Annotated in this window: 25 protein-coding genes and 3 tRNA genes; 16 read left to right on the top strand and 12 right to left on the bottom strand. The window is 62.5% G+C overall.

All coding sequences use genetic code 11. The features are described from left to right. Positions 1-40: 40 nt before the first annotated feature. Together NKJ57_RS29050 and NKJ57_RS29045 are read right to left on the bottom strand one after the other, a co-directional pair. Positions 41-310 (bottom strand): DUF2798 domain-containing protein, encoded by a 270-nt coding sequence (locus tag NKJ57_RS29050; protein WP_352513684.1) that lies wholly within the window; start codon positions 308-310, stop codon positions 41-43. A gap of 47 nt (positions 311-357) precedes the next feature. After that, on the bottom strand, positions 358-1,242 hold the full coding sequence (locus tag NKJ57_RS29045) for an NmrA/HSCARG family protein (protein ID WP_352513685.1): 885 nt from the start codon (positions 1,240-1,242) through the stop codon (positions 358-360). Positions 1,243-1,361: 119 nt separating this feature from the next. Here NKJ57_RS29045 and NKJ57_RS29040 point away from each other — a divergent pair, with 119 nt between their 5' ends. Then, a complete protein-coding gene (locus NKJ57_RS29040) occupies positions 1,362-2,255 on the top strand; it encodes a LysR family transcriptional regulator (RefSeq protein WP_023691233.1) in 894 nt (297 codons plus the stop codon). A 166-nt stretch (positions 2,256-2,421) separates the two neighbouring features. Here NKJ57_RS29040 and NKJ57_RS29035 read toward each other — a convergent pair whose 3' ends face one another. The 3 genes from NKJ57_RS29035 to NKJ57_RS29025 all read right to left on the bottom strand — a co-directional run bounded on the left by NKJ57_RS29035 (position 2,422) and on the right by NKJ57_RS29025 (position 8,415). After that, positions 2,422-4,035 carry a DEAD/DEAH box helicase gene (locus NKJ57_RS29035; protein ID WP_031196539.1) on the bottom strand — a complete coding sequence of 538 codons (1,614 nt, stop codon included), beginning with the start codon at positions 4,033-4,035 and terminating at the stop codon, positions 2,422-2,424. Positions 4,036-4,227: 192 nt separating this feature from the next. Then, entirely contained in the window at positions 4,228-4,995 is a 768-nt protein-coding gene (locus NKJ57_RS29030; protein ID WP_023715779.1) for an NAD kinase, read from the bottom strand. 444 nt (positions 4,996-5,439) lie between these two features. Then, positions 5,440-8,415, bottom strand: coding sequence for a caspase family protein (locus NKJ57_RS29025; protein WP_352513686.1), 2,976 nt, complete (start codon positions 8,413-8,415; stop codon positions 5,440-5,442). 282 nt (positions 8,416-8,697) lie between these two features. Between NKJ57_RS29025 and NKJ57_RS29020 the strand changes: the two genes are divergently transcribed. The 4 genes from NKJ57_RS29020 (at position 8,698) to NKJ57_RS29005 (ending at position 12,710) form a co-directional block, all read left to right on the top strand. Beyond that, positions 8,698-9,732 carry an extracellular solute-binding protein gene (locus NKJ57_RS29020; protein ID WP_023715777.1) on the top strand — a complete coding sequence of 345 codons (1,035 nt, stop codon included), beginning with the start codon at positions 8,698-8,700 and terminating at the stop codon, positions 9,730-9,732. A gap of 97 nt (positions 9,733-9,829) precedes the next feature. After that, the gene (locus NKJ57_RS29015; RefSeq protein WP_027050435.1) at positions 9,830-11,257 is read left to right on the top strand and encodes an amidase; all 1,428 of its coding nucleotides are present in this window, start codon (positions 9,830-9,832) and stop codon (positions 11,255-11,257) included. Positions 11,258-11,326: 69 nt separating this feature from the next. Next, positions 11,327-12,016, top strand: a complete 690-nt coding sequence (locus NKJ57_RS29010) for a TetR/AcrR family transcriptional regulator (RefSeq protein ID WP_023725772.1) — start codon at positions 11,327-11,329, stop codon at positions 12,014-12,016. A 166-nt stretch (positions 12,017-12,182) separates the two neighbouring features. Continuing rightward, positions 12,183-12,710 (top strand): DUF2569 family protein, encoded by a 528-nt coding sequence (locus tag NKJ57_RS29005; protein ID WP_245260196.1) that lies wholly within the window; start codon positions 12,183-12,185, stop codon positions 12,708-12,710. 126 nt (positions 12,711-12,836) lie between these two features. Here NKJ57_RS29005 and NKJ57_RS29000 read toward each other — a convergent pair. After that, a tRNA-Thr gene (locus NKJ57_RS29000) sits at positions 12,837-12,912 on the bottom strand. 158 nt (positions 12,913-13,070) lie between these two features. On the opposite strand from NKJ57_RS29000, the gene NKJ57_RS28995 reads away from it, so the two are divergent. The 3 genes from NKJ57_RS28995 to NKJ57_RS28985 all read left to right on the top strand — a co-directional run bounded on the left by NKJ57_RS28995 (position 13,071) and on the right by NKJ57_RS28985 (position 14,093). Next, the gene (locus NKJ57_RS28995; RefSeq protein ID WP_023667458.1) at positions 13,071-13,253 is read left to right on the top strand and encodes a hypothetical protein; all 183 of its coding nucleotides are present in this window, start codon (positions 13,071-13,073) and stop codon (positions 13,251-13,253) included. A gap of 119 nt (positions 13,254-13,372) precedes the next feature. Next, positions 13,373-13,582: a hypothetical protein gene (locus tag NKJ57_RS28990; RefSeq protein WP_023688402.1), complete on the top strand. Its 210-nt coding sequence runs from the start codon at positions 13,373-13,375 to the stop codon at positions 13,580-13,582. A 202-nt stretch (positions 13,583-13,784) separates the two neighbouring features. Beyond that, positions 13,785-14,093, top strand: coding sequence for a BA14K family protein (locus tag NKJ57_RS28985; protein WP_023667455.1), 309 nt, complete (start codon positions 13,785-13,787; stop codon positions 14,091-14,093). 74 nt (positions 14,094-14,167) lie between these two features. Here NKJ57_RS28985 and NKJ57_RS28980 read toward each other — a convergent pair whose 3' ends face one another. Beyond that, positions 14,168-14,536 (bottom strand): hypothetical protein, encoded by a 369-nt coding sequence (locus tag NKJ57_RS28980; protein WP_245261846.1) that lies wholly within the window; start codon positions 14,534-14,536, stop codon positions 14,168-14,170. A 47-nt stretch (positions 14,537-14,583) separates the two neighbouring features. Next, a complete protein-coding gene (gene bhcR / locus NKJ57_RS28975; RefSeq protein ID WP_023681470.1) occupies positions 14,584-15,402 on the bottom strand; it encodes an HTH-type transcriptional regulator BhcR in 819 nt (272 codons plus the stop codon). Between the two features lie 203 nt (positions 15,403-15,605). Here bhcR and gcl point away from each other — a divergent pair, with 203 nt between their 5' ends. The 3 genes from gcl to NKJ57_RS28960 all read left to right on the top strand — a co-directional run bounded on the left by gcl (position 15,606) and on the right by NKJ57_RS28960 (position 19,399). Continuing rightward, positions 15,606-17,387 (top strand): glyoxylate carboligase, encoded by a 1,782-nt coding sequence (gene gcl, locus NKJ57_RS28970; RefSeq protein WP_027050436.1) that lies wholly within the window; start codon positions 15,606-15,608, stop codon positions 17,385-17,387. A 168-nt stretch (positions 17,388-17,555) separates the two neighbouring features. After that, positions 17,556-18,353, top strand: a complete 798-nt coding sequence (gene otnI / locus NKJ57_RS28965; protein ID WP_023734386.1) for a 2-oxo-tetronate isomerase — start codon at positions 17,556-17,558, stop codon at positions 18,351-18,353. 158 nt (positions 18,354-18,511) lie between these two features. Then, positions 18,512-19,399 carry a 2-hydroxy-3-oxopropionate reductase gene (locus NKJ57_RS28960; RefSeq protein WP_352513687.1) on the top strand — a complete coding sequence of 296 codons (888 nt, stop codon included), beginning with the start codon at positions 18,512-18,514 and terminating at the stop codon, positions 19,397-19,399. A 66-nt stretch (positions 19,400-19,465) separates the two neighbouring features. Here NKJ57_RS28960 and NKJ57_RS28955 read toward each other — a convergent pair whose 3' ends face one another. Continuing rightward, on the bottom strand, positions 19,466-20,317 hold the full coding sequence (locus tag NKJ57_RS28955) for a TrmH family RNA methyltransferase (RefSeq protein WP_023729785.1): 852 nt from the start codon (positions 20,315-20,317) through the stop codon (positions 19,466-19,468). A gap of 210 nt (positions 20,318-20,527) precedes the next feature. On the opposite strand from NKJ57_RS28955, the gene NKJ57_RS28950 reads away from it, so the two are divergent. Further along, positions 20,528-20,612: transfer RNA gene (locus NKJ57_RS28950), tRNA-Tyr, on the top strand. A 28-nt stretch (positions 20,613-20,640) separates the two neighbouring features. Beyond that, positions 20,641-20,714, top strand: a tRNA-Gly gene (locus NKJ57_RS28945). A 16-nt stretch (positions 20,715-20,730) separates the two neighbouring features. On the opposite strand, the gene NKJ57_RS28940 is transcribed toward NKJ57_RS28945, so the two are convergent. Further along, entirely contained in the window at positions 20,731-21,120 is a 390-nt protein-coding gene (locus NKJ57_RS28940) for a VOC family protein (protein ID WP_023688409.1), read from the bottom strand. 99 nt (positions 21,121-21,219) lie between these two features. On the opposite strand from NKJ57_RS28940, the gene NKJ57_RS28935 reads away from it, so the two are divergent. Further along, a complete protein-coding gene (locus NKJ57_RS28935) occupies positions 21,220-22,107 on the top strand; it encodes a helix-turn-helix transcriptional regulator (RefSeq protein WP_352513688.1) in 888 nt (295 codons plus the stop codon). On the opposite strand, the gene NKJ57_RS28930 is transcribed toward NKJ57_RS28935, so the two are convergent. After that, positions 22,104-22,580, bottom strand: a complete 477-nt coding sequence (locus NKJ57_RS28930) for a YidB family protein (RefSeq protein ID WP_352513689.1) — start codon at positions 22,578-22,580, stop codon at positions 22,104-22,106. The two genes, NKJ57_RS28935 and NKJ57_RS28930, sit on opposite strands and share 4 nt — an antisense overlap. Before the next feature lie 130 nt (positions 22,581-22,710). Between NKJ57_RS28930 and NKJ57_RS28925 the strand changes: the two genes are divergently transcribed. After that, on the top strand, positions 22,711-22,968 hold the full coding sequence (locus NKJ57_RS28925) for a GlsB/YeaQ/YmgE family stress response membrane protein (protein ID WP_023688411.1): 258 nt from the start codon (positions 22,711-22,713) through the stop codon (positions 22,966-22,968). Positions 22,969-23,033: 65 nt separating this feature from the next. On the opposite strand, the gene NKJ57_RS28920 is transcribed toward NKJ57_RS28925, so the two are convergent. Next, positions 23,034-23,921: a DMT family transporter gene (locus tag NKJ57_RS28920; RefSeq protein ID WP_352513690.1), complete on the bottom strand. Its 888-nt coding sequence runs from the start codon at positions 23,919-23,921 to the stop codon at positions 23,034-23,036. A 313-nt stretch (positions 23,922-24,234) separates the two neighbouring features. On the opposite strand from NKJ57_RS28920, the gene NKJ57_RS28915 reads away from it, so the two are divergent. Then, positions 24,235-25,012: elongation factor Tu (locus NKJ57_RS28915; protein WP_352513691.1), on the top strand; the 778-nt coding region annotated here is incomplete at its 3' end.

Raw genomic sequence — 25,012 nt, 5'->3', positions numbered from 1 at the left:
GGGCCGTTTTGTTTGGCATGTCGGACCCTGTAATCAAGGCCTACGAGGTCGGCTGATCGACAATTGCCGCAACGATACGGCGCACGATCGGCAAGACCAGCAGCAGACTTGGAAAGCCCACTAGCCATGATGCTCCCCATGCATACGGCCAGGTCGCCACGAAACCGGTTGTCCAGCCGGCACTGATCAGCGTCGCTACCGCGGGAACAATGCACGACATCAGGATGGAAAGAACGAATGGCATCACCAGCGCATTGTAAGAGGCCGGTAGCTTTCTCGATTTCAAAACCTTGTGGGATGACGGTCGCATCACCTATCTCCTTCTCGAAAGGTGAAAGTATGCGGGGCTGAGCGCAGTCAGGCGGCCTGCGCCATTTGCTGGGCCAGGTTCCGAATAAAGCCGCGCAACGAACGCGGTTCGCGGCCCAGGGCGGCGCGCAATGTCAGACTGTTTCCGCCAAGGCCATAGTGGGCATAGTGGGCGTATATTTTGGCCAGCACCTGCATTTGGCGGTCATTGTAGGGAAGGCGTGCCTCGGCCGCCCACTCGCCAAATGTCGGCTCACCAGAAGAGATGGGTCTGCCAAGTTCCTCACTCATCATCGCAACGATGTCTTCCCGGCTGTGCATACCGTCAGCGCACAGATCGAGGGTCGCGTCGGACAATCGCGCTTCGGTTAGGGCGATCGCCGCCACCTCAGCGACATCGCGGTAGTCGACGCGGGCCAGCTTCGCCGTCTTTGGAAACGGTTCCGAGAAAACACCATGTTCAACGACGGACGGCCAGGCCGCTGCGAGGTTCTGCATGAAATTGGCAGGGTGCAGAATCGTATATTCCATCGTCGTCGAGTAGAGAGCAGCCTCGACAGGCACCTTGCTGGCATGGTTCTTCAGTCGCGTATTGGTAGGTTGGATCACCGACGAGAAGACGAACTTTCGAACTCCTGCTCGCGTGGCGGCCTCAACCATGGCAACGCCCATGGCTGCTTCATCGGGAGCAAAAGCCGGCCCAATGTGAAAGACGCCGTCGACGCCCTCGACCGCCCTTTCGAGGCTCTGACGATTTCGCAAATCTCCTGTCGCTACCTCGGATGCCCCCAGCTTCCGGGCCTTTTCGGCATTCGCAGGGTCGCGAACGAGCGCTCGAACATTGGCATTGCGGCGGACAAGTTCAGGCACGACAAGTCCCGCAACTCGGCCTGTGGCACCAACAACCAGAACAGTTGGATTGGCTACTTGCATGACGATTCCCTTCCATCAAGCCTGTCCTCGCGGGACAACTTGCAGAGAGGTACGACGTCGCACTTGTCGTTACAATTACCCGTTTTTGCGATATATTATGTCGAAGATCGGGAGAATACATGAGCCGGATGGACGATTTCGAGGCTTTCATCGCGATCGTCGAGCATGGAAGTCTGACGACTGCCGCACATCGGCTGAACCGCTCGCTGCAGTCGGTCAGCCGGTCCCTGGCGGCACTGGAGCAATCAGTCGGCGTCGAGCTGATCCACAGGACAACGCGTCGCTCGACACCAAGTGAAGTCGGAGCAGCCTTTTTCAACCGGATCAAACCCGCGGTCGACGAAATAAACGACGCAAGACTTCAGGCGATCAATCAACGATCGGAGCCGGCAGGCGTCCTGCGCATCGGGGCGCCGGTTCTGTTTGGCCCGAACGTCCTGATGCCTGTCATCGCGGAATACATGCGGACATTTCCCCGGGTCGAGGTCGATCTTCAACTTTCCGATGGATTTGCCGATCTTGGCGCCGAAGGTCTCGACCTGGCAATACGCATCGGCGATTTGCCGGATTCCAACTTGAAAGCCAAACGCCTGGGAGCGTTGCGGCGCGTTGTGTTCGGCGCGCCTTCCTATTTCGCGCGGTGCGACCGGCCGGCCCATCCCTTCCAGCTGAGTGAGCACAGTTGCATCATCAGAACCGCTAACGAGCGTCCAGGTGAATGGACGTTTCAGATCGACGGGAAACCCCGGACCGTGAAGGTCGCAGGCGCTTTTCGCTCCAATCTGATGACCTCGGTCTATGCCGCCGCAATCCACGGACTGGGTTTGGGCTTCTCGCCTCTGTGGCAGATAAGACATTTGGTCGACGACGGTCTCGTCGAACTGGTTTTGACGGAATTCGAGCCGGCACCGGTGCCGATCCATGCCTTGTGGCAGGAAGGCCGGTCATCTTCGGCCAAGGTTCGGGCATTTCTGGATTTATTGGCATCCCGCCTGGAACTCAAAAGCCTGTAGCATCGACGGGTATTTGAAGCGCTCCAGGCCGGAAGAGATCGGGCAGATCGAGCCTGTCTTGCGATTACCGCGCATGGCGCTGATTGATCCTGAGCGGGCTCCAGATCTCGCATCCCAATCGCGTCCAGGAAAGCCGCGCGTCCTCGGGACGCCGCGGCTCATGGAATCAGACCTTGGCGACGATCTTCATGAAGGCCGGCATGTCGTCGCCGAAGCCGACGGTGCCGTCATTGTCTTCACCGCGGTTGTTGCCGCGGGCAGGGCGGCTGTTGCTGGCGCGCTGCGGCCTTGTGTCGCCGCGTTCCGGGGCGCGGTTCTCGTTGTTGCGATCGGAGACCTTGCGGTCGCTGTTTTCGGAGCGGATCGCTTCCTTGCGCTGATGCCGTTCGCCGATGTCGGCGACCGCGGCCTCGGCTACCACCGGCTGTTCCTCGCGCGCGGCATCTGCCGCTGGCGCGTCGTCGCTGCGCTTGGCATGGCGTTCGCGCGGCTTGCGCTCGCCACCCTCCTTGCGATCATGGGCCTTGCGGTCCTCGTCCTTGCGGCCGGCGCGGCGCGGAGCGCCACGGCCACGGCGGGGCGCTTCGTCCTCGCCGCCTTCGCTGGCGACCACGGTCGACAGGTCGCCGTCATGCCACTCGATCTTGTTGCCGATCAGCCGCTCGATGGCGTCGATGTATTTGGTGTCGGACTTGGTGGCGATGGTGAAGGATTTGCCCGAGCGTCCGGCGCGGCCGGTGCGGCCGATGCGGTGGACATAGTCTTCGGCGTGGATCGGCACGTCGTAGTTGAAGACGTGGCTGACGTCGGGAATGTCGAGGCCGCGCGCGGCGACGTCGGACGCCACGAGATAGCGCAATTTGCCATCGCGGAAATTGGCCAGCATCTGCATGCGGGCGCGCTGGTCCATGTCGCCATGCAGGGCGCCGGCGTCGAAATCATACTTCAGCAGCGAGCGGAACAGCTCCGCGACCTCGACCTTGCGGTTGCAGAAAATGATAGCGTTCTTCAGCTCGGCGTCTTCGGCCTTTATCAGATTGCGAAGCGTCTCGCGCTTGTCCCACGGCTTGGAGCCGGACTTGACCAGGCGCTGGATGATGTTGGTGGCAGCGGATGCCGCCTTGGAAACCTCGACGCGCACCGGCGCATGCAGGAACTTCTCGGTGAGCTTGGTGATCTCCGGCGGCATGGTCGCTGAGAAGAACAGCGTCTGCCTGGTGAACGGGATCATCTCGCAGATGCGCTCGATGTCGGGGATGAAGCCCATGTCCAGCATGCGGTCGGCCTCGTCGATGACGAGGATCTCGACGCCGTTGAGCAACAGCTTGCCGCGCTCGCGGTGATCGAGCAGACGGCCGGGCGTGGCGATCAGCACGTCGGCGCCGCGCTCCAGCTTCTTGTCCTGCTCGTCGAAGGAGACGCCGCCGATCAGCAGCGCGATGTTGAGCTTGTGGTTCTTGCCGTATCTGATGAAATTCTCTTCGACCTGCGCGGCGAGCTCGCGCGTCGGCTCGAGGATCAGCGTGCGCGGCATGCGGGCACGGGCCCTGCCTTTTTCGAGGCGGGTCAGCATCGGCAGCACGAAGGAAGCCGTCTTGCCGGTGCCGGTCTGTGCTATGCCCAGAATATCCTTGCCGAGCAAGGCATGCGGGATGGCGCCAGCCTGGATCGGCGTCGGCACGGTGTAGCCCGCATCGGTGACTGCGGAAAGGACCTTGGGCGACAGGCCGAGGTCTGAAAAGGTCAACGCTTCTAGAGCGGTCGTGGTGTCTGAGGACAAGAGTTGCTGTCTTTGGCTGGTTCGGGGAAGCGCAACGGCATCCGTCGCGGCAAGCACAGCGTGCCTGCAAGATTGGTATTGCGATTAGGCGCAAGCCCGCGATTTGTCAACAGAAACGGGCGGGATTGGCACGATTGTGAAAACGTAAGCTTAATCGCGATGCTTAATTAGGTAGTCACTCTTTGCGCCGGCTCAATAGCGAAACTGCTCGGCGAGAATGCGTTCGTTCCACGAATGGTTGGGATCAAACAGCAGCGTTGCCGTCGCAGTCGGCGATTCGCGGACCGTTACGGAAGCCACCGCCTTGACCTCGGTGTGGTCGGCGGCGGTGTTCACCGGGCGCTTTTCCGACTCCAGAATATCGAAGCGTACGGTCGCCTTGTTTGACAACAAGGCACCCCGCCAACGGCGCGGCCGGAACGGGCTGACCGGGGTCAGCGCGAGCAACGGCGCATCCAGCGGCAGGATCGGCCCGTGCGCCGAAAGATTGTACGCGGTGGAGCCGGCCGGCGTCGCGATCATCACGCCGTCGCAGTTCAGTTCCTCGATGCGGACCTGCTCGTCGACGGTGATGCGGATCTTTGCCGTCTGGTAGGACTGACGCCACAGCGCCACCTCGTTGATGGCGAGTGCCGAAACCGTCTCGCCCTCATGCGTCAACGCCAGCATTTCCAGCGGGCGGATCGTTTCGGCGACGGCGGCCGCGATGCGCTCGGTGAGGCCCCCGACGCGGTACTCGTTCATCAGGAAGCCGATGGTGCCACGGTTCATGCCGTAGACCTTCTTTCCCGTGCTCATCGTGTCGCGCAAGGTCTGCAGCAGGAAGCCGTCGCCACCCAGCGCCACCACCACCTGGGCGTCGTCGAAGGATGCCTGGCCATAGCGGGCCGACAGGCTCTCCATCGCCGCCTTGGCATCGGCAGTGTCGGAGGAGACGAAGGCGAAATTGGCTTTGCTCATGACATTCCGATGGCGGTCGGCCGATGGCGGTCGGCGGCGGTTGCGTGGGGTAGCATGGGCAAGCGCATCTGCAAAGGGAGGCATCGTCGGCGCAGTTGCGGCCGCGGCGAAACGAAATCGGCGGCTCGCGCTTCATGTCGCCGGAACGGCGAATGTGATGGTTAAGTGCGAGCTTAAGCACTCGTAAAGCCTGATCGATCATGTTAGCCGACAGAGGATGGGTGGCTGGGGGGCTAGCCAGTCGAGACCTGTATATTGCCGGTGACACGCCTGATTATCGTCTTCCTGATGCTGGGAAGCTTCGCCCTTCTCTTTGCTGAGCTTGTACGGCATTCCGAAGACATGAGCTCCAGGCCGACGGCCTCACGCTGCGGCGACGCCGGCGTGCCATGCCCGCAAAACGCGTTGTAGGCTGAAGCCAATCTGCCAACGACGATCCATCGCTCACTGCGCGACGATCTGAAGATTGGCGTTGCCGTAGAATGTGTAGGCGAGATAGGTCGGATCGCCGGTCTGGTAGAATTCTCTGCGGACATCCTGCAGGATCTCGGCCAGATAGTCCGGCCTGTCCTTGATCCGCGTGCTGATGCCACCATAGAAATCGGTCGAGAAGGCCGCTGCCGCGCGGTCGGTCAGTGGCCACATGCCGCCGATGAAGCCGGAAGCGCCGCCCGCCAGAACCGCCGGACCCCAGCCCTGCACGAAGCCGCCGAGCATCTGGGAACGGCCTGTGTCGCAGGCGTTGAAGAAGTAGAACGGATTGCCCTTGCCATGCGCGGTGGCGACCAACGCAGCCCATGTATCCGGGTCGAGCGACTGATCGACGAGATCGATGGCAAAGACCGGCCGGCCGCTGCCCGGTTGGTTGACCGCGCCATGACCGGAGAAATGAATGAAACCGGTCGAGACTTCACCGACCAGTTTCTCGAAAGAGGTGAAATCGCCATCGAAGCGGCGGTAGCCGTAAAGCTTGCTCAGCGCCGCGATCTCGTCCTGTTGGAAGCGCAGCGAGCGCTTGTCGACATAGGAGGGCGCGACAGCCGCGACGCCGGTGAAGGTCATGCGGTCGAGCGGGTTGTCGACCTGTGAGGCACTGCTGCGCGGAGCCCAGCGCGCCAGCCGATAGCCCATGCCGAGAAAACCGTCGGCGGTGGCGCCGTCGACGCTGCGCGGGCGGATCAATTCCCAGGGCAGTGTCGGGCTGTTCGAGGTGATCTGGATCGAATGCAGCTCGCCTTTGCCGCGCAGCGACCAGAACACGTCCTTGAACGCTTTCGGCACATAGTCGCGGTAGAGCGCATCGCCAAAACCTTCGGCGGCGAGCGTGACAAAGCGCTTTTGCGTCCCCGGATCGCTGCTTGCGGCAGGCTGCTGCAGCGATACCGCGCCGCGCAGGCTCAGGCCGAGCTGCAGCAGGCGGCGATATTCGGAGTCCAGCCATGCCGCCATCTCAGGTGGCGTCGAGAACGTATCGGTCACCGGACCGGCCAGATGCGGCGAATGGATGATGATCTGCCCCGAACCCAGCCCGCTCGGATCGTCATAGAGTATGGTCACGTCGAGATCGGGGACGTCATCGCCGGCTGCGCCGCCGAGCGTCACATTGCCAGTTACCGCCGGCTGCGGCGCCGCTGCGGCCAGCATCAGCATGGCAGGTGCTGCGGAGCGTTCGGCTGTGGCGCTCGGAGCGGCTGCCTCGACAGGCGCTGTGCGACGGATGACAACGGACCGCGACGCCGATCCGAGGAACCTCCCGGCGCTGTAGATGCGTGCGATGAACTGGGACGGCTTGCTGTCCTTGGCGATCGGCCGCGCCTTGACGTCGAAGCGGACGAAGTCGCTGTCGCCCTGGCGGTAGAGCGTCGTCCGTCGGCTCCATTTGCCGCCGTCGGTGAGATCGAAGCCGGAGGCGAACAGATCGATGTCGATCGGCCATTGCTCGGCTCCTGCCGGCATCGCCATGGCCAGGGCGCCATCTTCCGTCACCGACGAGCCCGGCGCTGCCTTCACCTTCACTTCGGGCGTGAATTGCTCTTCGGTAAGGGCGATCGAAACGGTCACCGTCTCGCCGGCGACAATCTCATCCGGCGCATCGATGGTTGGATGGCGCACCACTTCGACAGCGCCCGTCTCGGGTTGTGGAAGGGCGCCGCCGGAAGGAGGGCTTTGCGCCTGGTCGATGGGCGGCGGCGCTGGTTTCGGTGGCGCCTGCGCCTCCGGCGGACTTTCGGCGCCGGTCGCGGGTGGCGGGGCCGATGTCATGCCGTCCTCAGGGGGGATCCCTGCCTTATCGGGGGGCGGTTCGGCGCCGGTGGCTCCGCCATCCTGCGGATAGGTCCCGCCGAGATTGTTCTGGGCAGCGGCCGCAGCTGCGTCTTCAAGACGTTGCTTTTCCTCTTCGTATCGTTGCCGAGCCTGCTCTTCCTGCAATTGGCGCTGCTGTTCCTGGCGTTTGTATTCCTCGTAGAGCGCCGCCTCCTTGGCGCTGTCGCCCATCGCGGCATCGGGACTGCCGGAGCCCGGGGCAACGTCCATGGGGTAGGGCTCCTGACCGCTGCCATCGGCGTAGTCGCTGCCATCAGGCTCCCAACCGCCACTCCCGGAGATGTAGCCGCCGCTCGCCATCGCCGGCGGTGCCGGTTCCGGCACAAGCGGCAGCGCCGGTGCCGCGCCGGCCACCTGGTCCGGCGTCAGCACAAAGGCAGCGTCTGCCGAGCGGCCATATGCCATCCATGGCCACTGGGCGCCTGACGTTTTGTCGATAGTGGTTTGCCTGACCGAGGCGAGGATGATGGCTATGTCCGCGCCGCGCTTGACCAGCGCAGCGGTGAGCGCATCGGCAAATACGGTGACGGGGCGGGCTTCGTCCAGTGCAACGGTTCCGGGTTTGGCCGACAGAGCGACGATGGCGTGGGTGAGGGGATCGACCGCAGCCAGACCCTGCATCACGCCGGAAGTAGGGTTGTGGCCATCGCCGGGATTGTCGAGCAGAACCACCTTCAATGTCGGGGTTGCCTCGAGCGCCTGCATGAACAGATCGAGGGGCAATGCCGTCTGGTCGACCGTTTCCTTTGAATCGATCCGGGTGCCGCGCGTCAGTAAATAGTTCCTGCCGTTGGCCTGCGCGGTGTGGCCGACATAGTAGAAGATGCCGACGGAGTCCGGATTGGCCAGGGATTGGGCGAAATCATGCATGGCGCGCGCGACATCGGCGCGGTCGCCATCCGACACCTGCCGGACGGTGAAGCTAAGCGATCGTAGTGTCGCTGCAACGAGTTCGGCACTGAGGTCGGCGTTGGCGATTGCCGGTGAGCCCTCAGAGGCCGGATTGGCGACAACCAGCGCTATCCGCGCTTCGCCGCGCGCAGCGGAGAAGAGCGCCATGGTCATCAGCAGCACGACCGCCAGAAAAAGGCGCATGACCGTGATCCAAGCCCTGCAGGCTGCGGCGCTCACGCCACGGCTTGCCCCAATTCATCAATGGCCCAACCTTGACCATATCATGTCGGCTTCGCCGGCGCACTGCCGGTGCCGATCATGCAGTTGTGTCGCAAAGATATTGACTGTATGTTTAGTAATTAATACCGTTGCCGAGATACCGAGTTGGTCAGCCGGCATTCGCCGGTGAATGATCACCAGGACGAAGGGAACTTAGGGACTCGAGGCGCAATCCCGCCGGTCCCAACAATGGGAGACACAAGCATGCAGTTGAAATCGACCGCCACGGCGCTCGGCCTGTCGCTGCTGGCGATGACCGGCATTGCCCGCGCCGAGGGCGAACTCCAAATCTACAATTGGGGCAACTACACCAGCCCGGACCTGATCAAGAAGTTCGAGGAAACCTACAAGGTCAAGGTTACCGTCACCGACTACGACTCCAACGATACGGCTCTGGCCAAGGTCCGCCAGGGCGCTTCCGGCTATGACATCGTCGTTCCATCGGCCAGCGTGATGCCGATCTGGATCAGCGAAGGCCTGCTCTTGGAAACCGATCCCAACACGATGGAGAACTTTAGAAACGTCGATCCGAGATGGGTCGACGTGCCGTTCGACCCCGGCCGCAAATATTCGGTGCCGTGGCAATGGGGCACGACCGGCATCTCGGTCAACAAATCGGTCTATGCGGGCGATCCGAACACCTCGGCGATTTTCCTCGATCCGCCGCCGGAACTCGTGGGCAAGATCAATGTCGTGCCCGAAATGGGAGACATCATGTTCCTCGCCATTGCCTATGAGGGCGGTAAGTACTGCACCGACGACAAGGTGCTTTTGAAAAAGGTGCATGACAAGCTCATCGAGGCGAAAGCGAAATGGCTGTCGCTCGACTATGCGGCCGTCGACGGTCTCGGCAGGGGTGACATTGCCGCCGGCGTCAACTGGAACGGCATATCGCTGCGCGAGCGGCTGGAGAACGACAAGATCGTCTACGGCTATCCCAAGGAGGGCTTTCCAATCTGGATGGACAGTGTCGCGGTGCTCAAGGATGCCAAGAACGTCGAGAACGCCAAGCTCTTCCAGAATTTCATCATGGACCCCAGGAATGCAGCGATGATCTCGGCCTTCGCGCACTACGCCAATGGCATCAAGGGCTCCGAGCCCTTCCTGCCGGCCGATATGAAGGGCGCGCCCGAAGTGGATGTTCCGGCCGAATTTGCCGACAAGGGCCAATTCATGTCGGCCTGTCCCGCCGACGTCCAGGCGCTCTACACCAGGATCTGGACCGATCTGCAGAAATAGCAGCGCCGCCGGCCGAAGCTGACCAACATCGGGCCGCGCATCGCGGCTCGGCCATCCCCAATGCCAGATGCCGTAAAGCCGCCGCGGGAGATTTTTTATGTCCGATCTCGACCTTTGCTACATGCCGGCCAGCGAGGCGTTGCGGCTGTTCAAGGCGAAGAAACTGTCGCCTGTGGAACTGATGCAGGCCACCATCCGCCGCGCCGAGGCAACCAAGGCGACGATCAACTGCCTCACCTTCACGCATTTCGACGAGGCGATGGATCTCGCCAGAAAAGCCGAGGCGAAATACGCCAGAGGCGCAAGGACCGGCGCGCTCGAGGGCCTGCCGATCGGCATCAAGGATGAGAGCTACATCAAGGGCAAGCCGACCTCGCATGGCTCGCTGCTGTCCGGGGACGCCATTGGCGGCCATACCTCGACCATGAACGAGCGTGTCATGAAGGCCGGCGGCATCGTCCACGCCCGCACCGCGACGCCCGAATTCAGCTGCGCCGGTTATACCTGGTCGAAGCGCTGGGGCGTCACGCGCAACCCCTGGAACCCGGATTTCACGCCGGGCGGTTCGTCGGGCGGTTCGGCGGCAACGCTGGCCTCCGGCACGTCGTCGATCGCAACCGGCTCGGACATAGCGGGCTCAATCCGCATCCCTGCCTCGGCCTGCGGCCTGGTCGGTTTCAAGCCGCCTTACGGCCGCAATCCCGATGAGGCGCCGTTCAATCTCGATTTCTACTGCCACACCGGGCCCTTGGCCCGAAACGTCGGGGATGCGATCCTGCTGCAGAACGTCATGGCCGGGCCGAGCCCGCTCGACATCGCCACGCTGCGCCCGAAACTGCGCCTGCCGCTCGACTACAAGCCGATCAAGGGTTGGAAGATCGCATTCTCCATGGATCTCGGGTCCTTCGAGGTGGATGCGGACGTGCGCAAGAACACGCTCGCTGCCTGCGATGTGTTCCGCTCGCTCGGCGCCACCGTCGAGGAGGTGGACCTCGGCTGGGGCGACGAGGTGCTCAAGGCCGGCATGGCCTATCTCGAACATCTCTTCGGCGCCTCGCTGTCGCCGCTGCTCGCCAAGCACGGCAAGGACATGACCAGCTATGCCAGGCAGTTTGCCAACGACGGGCAGAAGTCGAAGGCCACGGACTTCGTCGCGACCTTGGACGTGGCGGCCAGGATGTATCTGACGCTGGGGCCGTTGCTGGAAAAACACGATGTGCTGATCTGCCCGACCAATGCGCTTCCCGCAGTGCCGGCGGAATTCGATCAGACCAAAGGCAAGGTCGAGATCAATGGACGGGAGGTGAACCCGTCGCTGGGCTGGGTGATGACGACGCCGTTCAACATGCTGAGCCGCTGCCCGGTTCTGTCCGTGCCGTCGGGCCGCGCCGCCAACGGCGTGCCCACCGGCATCCAGATTGTCGGCCGCACCTATAGCGACGCCGACGTGTTCCGGGCGGGTATGGCCTATGAGACGGCTCGTGGTCAGTGGTACACGAATGCCGGGACACGCCCGGCGCTGTGAGTCCGCAGGGCGCCGGCATCCCAAGGCAGCGGCGGGATGTTTCGGCCGCCGGGGAAAGGCCTGACGACAATGGCGCAACGCATAGCCACTCCGGATGCGGGAAAAAGCAAGGCGGCCAAGGGTGCGGCGAACGACGCTGCGCCCAAGGACCGCCGGCGCGAGCGCGGCGAAGCGAGCATCCAGCGCATCATCGACGCCACAATCGAGCTCATCGCGGAGGAGGGGCTGGCCAGCGTCACCATGCAGCGCATCGCCGAGCATGTCGGCTCGTCCAACGCACTGGTGGTCTTTCATTTTCGCAGCAAGGAGAACCTGTTCCGAGCCGTCCTGCAATATCTCAGCGACCAATATGACGCGCTGTGGCTGACGCTGGTGCGGGCGCCCGGCCTGTCGCCGGTCGAGCGGGTCTTGGGCGCGGTCGATTGCGCGCAACGCTTTGCCCGCCAGCATCCGAATTGGGTGTCGGTCTTCGTCGTGTTCTCCAGCGACCGCAAGAGCATGCAGCTCTACAACGAGATAGGCCTGCCCAGCGATCTCGCCTACACGGCCGAAGCGCGCGAACTGCTGATCGAGATTTCGCGCAGCGGCGGTTACACCGGCGTCGACATAGACACGCTGTCGGAGAGCCTGAATTATCTGGTTCACGGCGCCTGGTATTGGGACCATCTCAACCCGTCCAGCCGCGACACCGACGTGCTGCGCAAGACCATGCTGCTCCTGCTGCACCAGGCCTTTCCGCGGCATTTTGACTTGGGGTGAGATGCGGCCATTGCGAGCGACGAAAGCGTCCTCTGCAAACCTAAACCCGAAAATCTCTACGATGCCTTGATCTCTGTAAAAACGCTTGCACAATCCAGAGGTGCGAGCTAAACAACCCAGGGATGCATTCGAGGGTGGGTAAATGTGGCATTGGGCGATACTTCTGTTGCTGATTGGCGTGCCGGTTTTCTTCGCCGTCCGGTCGTCGCGCAAATCCTCACAGAGCCCAGATGACCTCGTGGGGTTCGGCGGCTGGCTGATCCTGCTGGCGATCAGCCTGTCCCTTTCGCCGTTGCGCACACTTGTCGATATGGCCAGTCTGGTCAAAACCTACCAACAGCTTGTTACAGTGCCCAACGGGGCCTTGGCCATCTATGGCGAGGCAGCCCTCAATCTGGCATTTCTGGTGCTTCAGCTGGTCGTGCTTGTTTCGATGCTGCGGCGAAGCCACCGCTTTCCGCAGCTGTTCATATGTCTGTGGTTCGCGATCCCTCTCTTATTCGTACTGGACACAGTTTGGATATCGACTGTTCTGGGTGTCCCGGTAAACCGTTTGCTTGCCGGAGGAGCTCTGGTTACACCTTTGGCATCCTTCATAGTCACAGGGATCTGGGCCGCCTACGTCTACAGGTCGGTTAGGGTGAGGAACACGTTCGGCGATACGGCAGCCATACAGGCTGCCACATTTTCCTAGAAGGTCCGACGGCTGCGAGTTGGCCTGATGTCGTGCTGCCAGCTCCGCCGAATAGAACCGTCGGCAGTCCTCCTTCGACTAACGAGCTTCGAGTGGCCTGCCACCCGAAGCTCGAAGAGCGAAAGGTGGTGCCCCCGGACGGAATCGAACCGCCGACCTTCGGTTTACAAAACCGCTGCTCTACCAGCTGAGCTACAAGGGCACGGCGCTCCGGTTAGCATATTTCGTGCGCCAGTAAAGACAAAACTCCGTTTTCGATCGCTAATGGACCCCGCCGAGGTGGGCGGGCCGCCATGCTGAAAACCGCCAATGCGATCCCTACATATCTCTCAGGTGCAAACGCATCGAACGGGGTGTCGCATGATCAGACTTGTCATCATCCTGCCGCTTGTCGTCATTGCCTGGCTGCTTGCGGTAAAGCTCATCAGGGACGTGAAGAGCGCCAATGTCGACTGGACCGGCATCGCCGCCATCGTCGGTTTTATCGCGATGGCGTTTTGGCTGCGGCATGTGACTGGGATGGGGATGAATGGTGAATGGTGAATGGGCGAACGCCTTTCGGACCATTGACTACTCACACTCGCTCAAAACCTCGAACCTTTCACCACGTCACCGCGACTGATCTCCAGAGGCGAATGGTCGCCTCGATCAAGGAGATCATCATGTTGAAGCGCAGTCTTACTTCGGGCCTGGTCGCCATCTTCGTCGCCACCGGCGCGCTCGCCGGTACCGTGCAGTCGTCCTCCGCTCACAGCCATCATCACCACCATCACAAGCACCACGACAAGCCCTCTTGGTGGTGGAACCATCAACACAAGCACCATCACCACAAGCATCATCATCACCACGGCAAGGTGATCATCTTCCTTTGAGCGAGACGACCTGCCTCGCGGAAGGGCGGCTTCGGCCGCCCTTTTTTGCGTTGAGCGCTCGATCGATCAGATCTTGGTTTCCATCGGCTGATTTCCGGCCTTCAAGAAAATCCCAAATTCTTTCGAACCTTTTTCCGCGCCGAAACGACAGATGATCAAGAGGCGGATGGATCGCCTCTCGCAACGAAACAAGGAGATCGTCATGTTCACGCGCAAAATCGCTTCTGCCCTCATCGCCAGCACCGTCGCCGCCACCTCGCTGGTCGGCACCGTCCAGCCCTCGGCCGCCCACAGCCATCACCACAACCGCGAAATCGGCATCGGCATCGCCGCCGGCGTCGGCGGCTTCGTGCTCGGCAGCCTGCTCAACCAGCAGCCCCGCACCGTCTATGTCGACGACGAGGGTGGTTCCTGGCACGTCCGCCGCTGCGCCAATCGCTACGCCAGCTACGATCCGTACTCCGACACCTATGTCGGCTATGACGGCTACCGCCACTATTGCCGCCTCTAAGAGGAGGCTCCCCACAAGAAGGAGGGGCTGTACGCAGCCCCTCTTTCCTACATTTGAGCGCGTGGCAGTGTCAGCTACGGTTTGGAGATCGGTAATCCGGCTGCATGGCAGGTGCCGACAACACCACCGCTCGCATTCAGCGATTGATCGCCCATGGCGATGAGTTCGAAGCTGCTTCCTTCATCCGGATAGATCTTGGCGGCGAACGGTTGGTCTGTTGTATGACCACCGGACGATGACTTCGCGGCGACATGGCCGCAGACCACGATTTCCCGGCGGCCGTTGAGCGTCCGCTCGCCGGCGCGCATCGTCCCGAATTTGGCGGATACAGGATCCTGCAAATGCTGGCGAATGCCGATCGTGATTGTCTCCTCCAAAGCGAGCGAGATCGGAATCTCGCTGACTTGCTGGGAGACAGGGGCGGGTTCGGGCGCCGTCGCCACGCATCCGCACAGTGAAGCGGCGAGCAAAAGCTGAAGCGTTCTCCGCATTATAATCGGAACCCGCCGATCATCCTCGTCACCTCAGCGGCGGCGTCGCGCACCAGCGGCCCGATCTCGTCCAGCCGCTCCATCGTCACCCGCACCGTCGGTCCGGAGACCGAGACACCGCCGATCGGCTCGCCGAACTCGTTGAAAATGGCGGCGGCCACGCAGCGCATGCCGGGATGCCGCTCCTCGTCGTCGACCGACCAGCCACGGTGCTTGATGACAGCCAGGTCATGGGCCAGCGCCGAAATGTCGGACAGCGTCTTGTCGGTGAAGCGCTGCAGGCCCGACTTGCGCAGGATGGCGGCGACGCGTTCCGGCTCGAGCTGCGCCAGCACCGCCTTGCCGATGCCCGAGGCATGGAAAGAGCTGCGCGTGCCCGGGCGGAAGAAGGCGCGGATCGCCTGATGGGTCTCGACCTGGCTGACGAAAACGACGCAATCGTCCTCGGCGACGCCGAGATTGGCGGTTTCACCGGTCTTCTCCATCAATTCCTGCATGACCACGCGGGCCCGGTCGACAAGCTTGCGGCGGCGCAGGAAGGCGGCACCCATGCGGTAGGTCTCGACGCCGATCGACCACAGCTGGTCCGATGTATCGAACTCGACCATGCCGTGGTTCTGCAGCGTCGTCAGCATGCGGTAGGCGGTGGACGCCGCGAGCTCGCTACGCGCCGAAATCTCGCTCAGCGACAGGCCACTGCCTTCAGCGACGATGGCCAGGATGCGCAAGGCCCGGTCCAGCGACTGTACAGAACCGGCCTCGGACGGACCGTTGAAAGCGCGCGGCCGGCCGCGCTGGCGTTTTTCGCTGGTTTCCATGGCGGCATTGTCGCCGGTTTCGCCGAAATCGCAATGAAAAACTTTTTCACAGATTCTGGTGCCCGGATTCATGAAAAACGGAAAAGCCAGCGAAATCAGTGGACAGGAGCCGTTTTCTAGAAATGAAAAATTATTCTGAAAAAATTGAAAAATGAAAACCATACTGGCATTGTCGGTCGACCAACAATTTGCGGAGGCTGGACATGGCCAGGATGCGCGCTGTAGATGCAGCGGTTCTCGTTCTCGAAAAGGAAGGCGTTTCCTGCGGCTTCGGCGTGCCGGGCGCGGCGATCAATCCGTTCTATTCGGCGCTGAAGGCGAGGGGCTCGATCCGCCACATCCTGGCGCGCCATGTCGAGGCGGCCTCGCATATGGCCGAGGGCTACACGAGAGCTAAATCAGGCAATATCGGGCTGTGCATCGGCACGTCGGGCCCGGCCGGCACCGACATGGTCACCGGGCTCTATTCGGCGGCGGCGGACTCCATCCCGATCCTGTGCATCACTGGTCAGGCGCCGCGGGCACGGCTCAACAAGGAGGATTTCCAGGCGGTCGATATCGCCGCCATAGCCGCACCCGTCGCCAAATGGGCGGTCACGGTCATGGAGCCCTATCTCGTGCCGATGGCGCTGCAGAAGGCATTTCACCTGATGCGCTCGTCGCGACCGGGCCCGGTGCTCATCGACCTGCCGGTCGACGTGCAATTGGCCGAGATCGAATTCGATATCGATGCCTATGAACCGCTGGTCCCGTTCAAGCCGGCAATGTCGCGCGCCCAGGCCGAAAAGGCCTTGGCGATGCTCAATGCCGCGGAAAAGCCGCTGATCGTCGCCGGCGGCGGCATCATCAACGCCGATGCGTCGGATCTGTTGATCGAATTTGCCGAGATAACGGGCGTGCCGGTCATCCCGACGCTAATGGGCTGGGGCGCGATCCCCGACGACCACCGGCTGATGGCCGGCATGTGCGGGCTGCAGACCTCGCATCGCTACGGCAATGCGACGATGTTGGAAGCCGATTTCGTCTTTGGCATCGGCAATCGCTGGGCCAACCGCCACACCGGTTCGGTCGATGTCTACACCAAGGGCAAGAAATTCATCCATGTCGACATCGAACCGACCCAGATCGGCCGGGTGTTCGCGCCGGATCTCGGCGTCGTCTCGGACGCCGGTGCGGCACTAAAGATGCTGCTCGACGTCGCCACCGAATGGAAGACGGCAGGAAAGCTGCGCGACTGGTCGGGCTGGGCGAAGGAATGCCAGACCCGCAAGAAGACGATGAAGCGCAAGACGCATTTCGAGCAGGTGCCGCTGAAGCCGCAGCGCGTCTATGAGGAGATGAACAAGTCGTTCGGCCGTGACACCACCTACGTCACCACGATCGGCCTCTCGCAGATCGCCGGGGCGCAGTTCCTGCATGTCTACAAGCCGCGCAACTGGATCAATTGCGGCCAGGCCGGCCCGCTCGGCTGGACGCTGCCGGCAGCGCTTGGCGTGCGCGCCGCCGATCCGGATCGCACCATCGTGGCGCTGTCGGGCGACTACGACTTCCAGTTCATGATCGAGGAACTGGCGGCCGGCGCACAGCACAAACTGCCGTATATCCATGTCGTCGTGAACAATGCCTATCTCGGCCTGATCCGCCAGGCGCAGCGCGGTTTTGCGATGGATTTCGAGGTGAGCCTGGCCTTCGAGAACGTCAACCGCGCCAACGATCCGGAGGCCGGCTACGGCGTCGACCATGTCGCGGTCGCAGAAGCGATGGGCTGCAAGGCGGTCCGGGTGCGCAAACCGGAAGAGTTCGCCGGCGCGTTCAAGGAAGCGCAGCGGCTGATGAAGGAATACCAGGTGCCGGTGGTGCTCGAATTCATCCTCGAGCGCGTCACCAACATTTCCATGGGCACGGAAATCGACAAGATCACCGAATTCGAGGACCTTGCCGAAAGCCATGAGGATGCGCCGACGGCGATTGTGTTGCTCGATTAGGCGCGCCGATATTCAGGTGAGACAGGCCTGCAAACGGCGCCTTCCTGCGCTTCCGGTGCTCACGTACAGAAAGTACGTTCCGCTCCGGTTCTCGAAAGTCACCGTTTTCGACTCTGCCTGACCTGAATCTCAACACGCCTAGGGCCAAGCAGAAGAAGGAGAAAAAGAATGCCGCGTTTTTCAGCCAATCTGTCGATGCTCTTTGGCGAGCATGAGTTCCTCGATCGCTTCGATGCCGCAGCCCGCGCCGGCTTCAAGGGCGTCGAATATATCGGCCCCTATGATCATACGCCTGACGTGGTCGCGGCCCGGCTGAAGAAGAACGGCCTGACACAGGTGCTGTTCAACCTCCCGGCCGGCGACTGGGGCAAGGGCGAGCGCGGCATCGCGGTTTTGCCCGACCGCGCGCCGGAATTCCGGCAAGGCATCGCCAAGGCGATCAGCTATGCCCATGCGCTCGGCTGCGAGCAGGTCAATTGCCTCGCCGGCATCGCGCCGCAGGGCGTGGATCGTTCGGTGCTGGAAAATACCTTTGCCGAAAACCTGGCGTTTGCAGCCGAGAAACTGGAGCAGGCCGGCATCCGGCTTTTGATCGAGCCGATCAACACGCGCGACATACCGGGTTTTTTCCTGAACTATTCGGAGCAGGCGCTGGCGCTGATCGAGCGCGTCGGCTCGAAGAACCTGTTCCTGCAATACGACATCTATCACATGCAGATCATGGAGGGGGATCTCGCCCGTACCATCGAGGCCAACCTCGGCCGCATCGCGCATATCCAGCTTGCGGACAATCCCGGCCGTCACGAGCCGGGGACGGGCGAGATCAATTATCCCTTCCTCTACGAGCATATCGACAGGATTGGTTATTCCGGCTGGGTCGGGGCGGAATACAAGCCGAAGGCGGGGACGGAGGCCGGGTTGGGGTGGTTCAGAGAGCTTAACGGGCAGGGGAGTGCTGCGGCTTAAGCGTCGCAGCCCCCTCATCCGGCCCTTCGGGCCACCTTCTCCCCGAGGGGAGAAGAGATCGCCGAGGTTAGCGCCAGCCTCTTCTCCCCAACGGGGAGAAGGTGGCCGCGTAGCGGCCGGATGAGGGGGCGTTTCACACAGTCATTTGGAGAACAACAATGGAAACCATCGGCTTCATCGGCCTTGGCATCATGGGCGCGCCGATGGCGGGGCATCTCCTGGATGCCGGCTACGCCGTCATTGCCAGCGACCACCGCTCGAAGCCGCCGGCCGATCTCGTCGCCAAGGGCTTGAGAAGCATCACCGGCCACGCGGCAGTGGCGAAGGCCGCGGATATCATCATCACCATGGTTCCCGACACCCCGCAGGTAGCCGAGGTGCTGTTCGGCGACAATGGTGTCGCTTCCGGCCTGAGCAAGGGCAAGCTGGTCATCGACATGAGCTCGATCTCGCCGATCGAGACCAAGACCTTTGCCAAAAAGATCAACGATCTCGGCTGCGACTATCTCGACGCGCCGGTCTCGGGCGGCGAGGTCGGCGCAAAGGCGGCGTCGCTGACCATCATGGTTGGCGGCGAGGACAAGGCGTTCGAGCGAGCCAAGCCCGTGTTCGAAAAGATGGGCAAGAACATCACGCTTGTCGGCCCGAACGGCGTCGGCCAGACCACCAAGGTTGCCAACCAGATCGTCGTGGCCCTGACCATCGAGGCGGTCGCCGAGGCGCTGGTCTTTGCCTCAAAAGCCGGCGCCGACCCCGCCAAGGTCCGGCAGGCGCTGATGGGCGGGCTGGCGGCATCGCGCATCCTCGAGGTGCATGGCGAGCGCATGATAAAGCGCACCTTCGCGCCGGGCTTCCGCATCGAACTGCACCAGAAGGATCTCAACCTGGCGCTGGAAGGCGCCAAGGCACTCGGTGTCTCGCTGCCCAATACGTCGACCACGCAGCAGCTGTTCAATTCCTGCGCCGCCAATGGCGGGGCGAAGGAGGATCATTCGGCGCTGGTTCGCGCGCTGGAGCGGATGGCGGGGCATGAAGTGGGTGAATAGTGAATGGTGAATAGTGAATGGTGAATGGTGACGGTAAGAACGCTTTCCCATTCACTATTTCACCATTCACCCTCCAAGGAATTTCCGTGCCGCATAAAGGCTCACCGCCGCCGCATTCGACACGTTGAGCGAGCGGATGGCGCCGGGCATGTCAAGGCGGGCGAGCGTGGTCACCGTCTCGCGCGTCTTCTGGCGCAGGCCCTTGCCTTCGGCGCCAAGCACCAGCGCGATCTTCTCGCCTGAAAAACCCGTTTCGAGTTCGGCCGGCCCGTCCGAATCGAGGCCGATGGTCTGGAAGCCGGCTTCGTGCAGCTGTTCCAGCGCGTCGGCGAGGTTCTTCACCTCGATCTGGTCGATATGTTCCAGCGCGCCGGAGGCGGATTTGGCCAGCACGCCGGATTCCTGCGGGCTGTGGCGGGCCGTGGTGATCAGCGCACCGGCGCCGAAGGCGACCGCCGAGCGCAGGATGGCGCCGACATTGTGCGGGTCGGTGACCTGGTCGAGCACCAGCACCAGTTTGGTATCGCCGAGCGCGTCAAGGCGCTTGGGCTTCAGCGGCTCGGCCTCGATCAGCACGCCCTGGTGGACGGCGTCCGAACCGGTGATCTTGTCGATGTCCTTCGGCTCGACCAGTTCGGCCTTGAACGGCAAAGCGGCGAGGTCGGCGATCGCCAGCCGCTCGGCGGCATTGCGCGTCACCAACATCTTTCTGATCCGCCGGCGCGGATTGTCGAGCGCGGCGCGCACCGTGTGCAGGCCATAAAGCCGCACCAGCCCGTCGGCGGCGTTCTCGCCCGGCGGCACCGGCTGGCGCGGCCGGAAGGCAGGCGCGCCGCCGGCCTTCTCGTCGCGATGGGCGCGGCGCAGCTTGGCGTAGTGGGTGTCTTTGGCGGTCTTGGGCGTGTTGTCATTGCTCATGGCCGGCTTCTATAGCCGCGTCGCCGGGCCATGGATACAGGCAGAAAGCCGGCTTGCCGGGTGAGCTGTCAAAATCAGCGCATTTTGCCTTGGGGTGCGGTTGACACCCACTGGCCTTGCCGCCATAAGGCGCTTCGCTGATTTCGGACAAAACCCTGGTTTCGACCTGATCGGCGAGAATGCCTCGTTGCAAGGCTTCGACGGCAGGCTGGAGAGGTGCCCGAGTGGTTAAAGGGGACGGACTGTAAATCCGTTAGCTTAGCTTACGTTGGTTCGAATCCAACCCTCTCCACCACTGCCAGCCCGCGAACCTTGAGGACGATGCGGGTATAGCTCAGTGGTAGAGCAGCAGCCTTCCAAGCTGAATATGCGGGTTCGATTCCCGCTACCCGCTCCAAACTCCCCACTCCGCATCAGATCTCAGCGAATATCTCGACAACGTTGCCGTCCGGATCGCGGAAGAACACTGTCCTGTGGCCCCATTCCTGGTCGGTGAGCGGCAGGACCGGCTGCACGCCCTTGGCCTGAAGCGCCTCGGCGCAAGCAGCGACCATCTCCGGCGCCACCCGGAATGCCAGCTGAAGCGACAGCGCATCCCGCTGCTGCGGCGTGTCGTTGAACATCATGCCGAGGCTGGTCAAGGCCAGCGTGTTCGGGCCGACCCGATATTCGATCCACCTGTCGCCGAGTTCGCGCTGCAGATCAAATTCCATCACATCCCCGTAGAAGTGCCGCATGGCGGCCATGTCGCGGGCGAAGATGACGGTGTAGTCGATCTGACGGATTTCATTGAGCGCATTCATTGTCGAAGTCCCGTGGGCTGATGTTGCGATCGCCCGCAACCTAGCTTTCCTTTAAAGTAGTACAAGACTATAGCTTATACTGGTATCGGAGGTGACTGCATGCCATACGACGGCCCACGGCACGATGAGCTTGCCCGCTTCCTGCGCGAGCGGCGGGACCGCTTGCCGCGGGTCGATGGCGCCAATGGCCGCCGCCGGGCACCGGGCCTCAGGCGCGAAGAGGTCGCCGCCGAGGCGGGGATCAGCACCACCTGGTACACCTGGCTCGAGCAGGGGCGGGAGGTGAACGCATCGCCGAAGGTGCTTCGCTCGCTGGCGCGGGTGCTGAAGCTGAGCCGATCCGAGCAGGCTTATCTGTTCCAATTGGCGCGGCCCGATCTCGATTGGCGAAACCGGCTCGGCGCGCAAGGCCTGCCCAGCGCGCCGTTGCTCAGCCTGCTCGACGGGCTGGCGCCGCACCCGGCCTATGTCGTCAACCGCTACTGGCAGGTCGTCGCCTGGAACCACCCGGCGGCGGTGCTGCTCGGGGATTTCGAGACGGATGATGAGTGGTCCGGCAGCCTGCTCGCCCGGCTGTTTCTCGACCTGGAATGGCGGCAGCGCTTTGTCGACTGGCCGGAGGTTTCGCGCTCGGCGGCGGCGCAGTTCCGGCTTGCCACTGTCGCCATGACTCGCGATCCGGTGCTGGCTGCGCTGGTTTCGTCACTGGAAGCGGCAAGCGAAGCGTTCGCCACGTGCTGGAACAGCCGCGACATCGCCGAGCCACCGATCTGGCGGAAATCCATCCGGCACCCTGTCGCCGGCGCGATGTCGTTCGATTTCGCCACGCTGCAGCCGGGCGGCCGCGACAGTGATTTCTCGGTTTCCGTCTACACGCCGGTCGATGCGTCGACTGCCAGGCGGTTCGCCGCGCTGGTCGGAGCAACGCCCGACAGCCGCAAGGCGGTGCTGGGCGTGTTTGCGCGTGATGCAGGCGCAGAAGTCTAGCTGTTGAAAGCGGACGCGACCTGGTGTTGCTGCGGCACCTGTCCGTTCGGCGTCAGTCTGTCGACAATGCCGGGCAGGGCTGTGGACAATTGCTTGAGCAACTCCTGCTCGTCCAGTCCGGTCCTTTGCGCGATCTCTCGAATGACCTGCGGGCCGATCGCCTTGCGCAGATCATTGGCGTTGATCGGCTGGTTCTGCCCGGTGCCGACCCATGAGTCAGCAACATTGCCTTGGCCGGCATTCTTGAGCTTGTCGAGCAGTCCGCCCAGTCCGCCAAGCAGGCCGCCATCGCCTGAGGCCGTGGTTCCGGTGGGGGCTGGCGTTTGAGGCTGGGCGGGCTCGCCCGTCTCTTCGGCACTCGTCTGTTCGGCGCTTCTGCCGCTCAGCATCTTTCCCACCAGCAGCGCGCCGAGCGCGATCATCAGCGGTTTGGTGATGTTGCCGCCGGGTACGGCGTTGTCAAAGAGTCCCATAGGTCAATCCTCCATAACGACCAAGCCCGTCCCGCCGGCTACAATGGAGCATGCGGGCGGAAATTCAAGTTGGCTTGAGCTTTTGACAATCATGTGACCATGATCGGCGGGCGGGGAATGGAGAGGAAAAATGGGCATTATCAGCTGGATCATCCTCGGCGTCATCGCCGGCTTTATCGGCAGCAAGATCGTCAACAAGACCGGCCAGGGCCTGATCATGGATATCGTGCTCGGCATTGTCGGCGCCATCGTCGGAGGGCTGATCTTCAGCGCCTTTGGCGCCACGGGTGTGACCGGCCTCAACATCTGGAGCCTGATCGTCGCCATTATCGGCGCGGTGGTCGTGCTGTGGGCCTATCACCAGTTCTCCGGCAAGCGAACGCTTTAGGCGCCAGTCTGCCGACTGGCCGACCGCAGGTCGGCCAAACCTGCTTCGACGCGTTGACTTGAAGGTCAGGCGACGACGGTCAGCCTGCGTTTGCGTTCATCAAGCGAGACGATGGTCAGCCCGCTCGCGACCACCAGCAGGATGCCGCAGACCGCCAGGGCATTCGGGAACTGCCCGAATACCAGCACGCCTGAGATGACCGCCCAGACGGTAAAGCAGTAGTAGAACGGCGCCACCACGCCGGTCGGACCGACGCGATAGGCCATGAAGATGAAGAAATGGCCGAAGATCAGGAAGAATCCGGCGCCGGCCATGAGCAGCAGGTGCCGGGCTTCCGGCATCACCCAGCGCTCGGAAACGAGATGCGCGGCGCCCGCGCCGATCAGCACCACCACGATGGCGGAAATGGCGACGATCATGCCCGGCACCTCGGCCGCGACCCGCCTGCCGGCAAGATCGCGTGCCGCCGCCAATGCCGCGTTGCCGAGCGCCAGCAACGCATAGACCGAGATGCCCTGCATGGTCGGCTGGGCCACCATAAGCGCACCGATGAAGCCGAGCCCGATCAGCGCCATGCGCACGCCGCCGATCCGTTCGCCGAACAGGATGGAGGAGCCGACCAGCATCAAAAGCGGGGTGATCTGCCCGAGCGCGGTCGAATCGGCGATCTGCATGTTGGCCAGCGCCACGACGTAGCAAAGGATGGCCGCCAGCTCGAGCAGGTTGCGGCGCAGCACGCGTTTGTCGAAGATCAAAGGGATCTGCCTGCGATAGCCCAGCAGGAACAGCAGCGGCATGCCCCATAGCGTGGCCGCGACCCCGCGCAGGAACAGCACTTCATAGGACGGCAATCCCGCTGTGGCGAGCTTCATCATCGTGTCGTTGACGAGGTACGACCCCGTCGAAACGATCATGAACAGCGGGCCGCGTATGGAGGTCGGTATGAATTGCATGGGGCAACCAAATCAGACCGCCGCCGCAGCGGCAATGGGCCAGGCGCCGGCTGCACATCCGGCAGGCAAAGGCCAGGACATGGGCGGGACAGGACATGGGCGGGAATAGCAAACAGGTGCTGGAGCCCGCAGCCCCCATTTCATTTCCGTTCGCGCGTTCCTATATCAGCGCCACATCCCCGCAATCGGATCATCGGTTCGCACCGAGTGGACAGCGCACCCGGCCACAAGGCACTTGTGTTTTTCGGCCGTAGTCGCTAATCGCCCCGCATTCGACTGAACTGAAGGTCAAGGCCGTCCAAGGAAAGAGACTATGGCAAAAGGTAAATTCGAGCGTAACAAGCCTCATGTGAACATTGGCACGATTGGCCACGTCGATCATGGCAAGACGTCGCTGACGGCGGCGATCACGAAGTATTTTGGCGAGTACAAGCGCTACGACCAGATCGATGCGGCGCCCGAAGAGAAGGCCCGCGGCATCACCATTTCGACGGCGCACGTCGAATACGAGACGGCAGCGCGCCACTACGCCCATGTCGACTGCCCCGGCCACGCCGACTATGTGAAGAACATGATCACCGGCGCTGCGCAGATGGACGGCGCGATCCTGGTGGTGTCGGCCGCCGACGGCCCGATGCCGCAGACCCGCGAGCACATCCTGCTTGCCCGTCAGGTCGGCGTGCCGTCGATCGTGGTGTTCCTGAACAAGGTCGACCAGGTCGACGATGCCGAGCTGCTCGAACTGGTCGAGCTCGAGGTTCGCGAGCTTCTGTCGAAGAACGAGTTCCCCGGCGACGACATTCCGATCGTCAAGGGTTCGGCGCTGGCTGCTCTGGAAGATTCCAACAAGACCATCGGCGAAGATGCGATCCGCGAGTTGATGGCTGCGGTCGATGCCTATATCCCGACGCCGGTTCGTCCGCTGGACAAGCCGTTCCTGATGCCGATCGAAGACGTGTTCTCGATCTCGGGCCGTGGCACGGTCGTGACCGGCCGCGTCGAGCGCGGCATCGTCAAGGTCGGCGAGGAACTGGAAATCATCGGCATCCGTCCGACGACCAAGACGACCTGCACGGGCGTCGAGATGTTCC

This window comes from Mesorhizobium sp. M0077 (assembly GCF_040322955.1).
GTDB lineage: Bacteria > Pseudomonadota > Alphaproteobacteria > Rhizobiales > Rhizobiaceae > Mesorhizobium.
The sequence above is the reverse complement of the archived record's forward strand: the minus strand, read 5'-3'. Positions and strand labels throughout refer to the sequence as shown.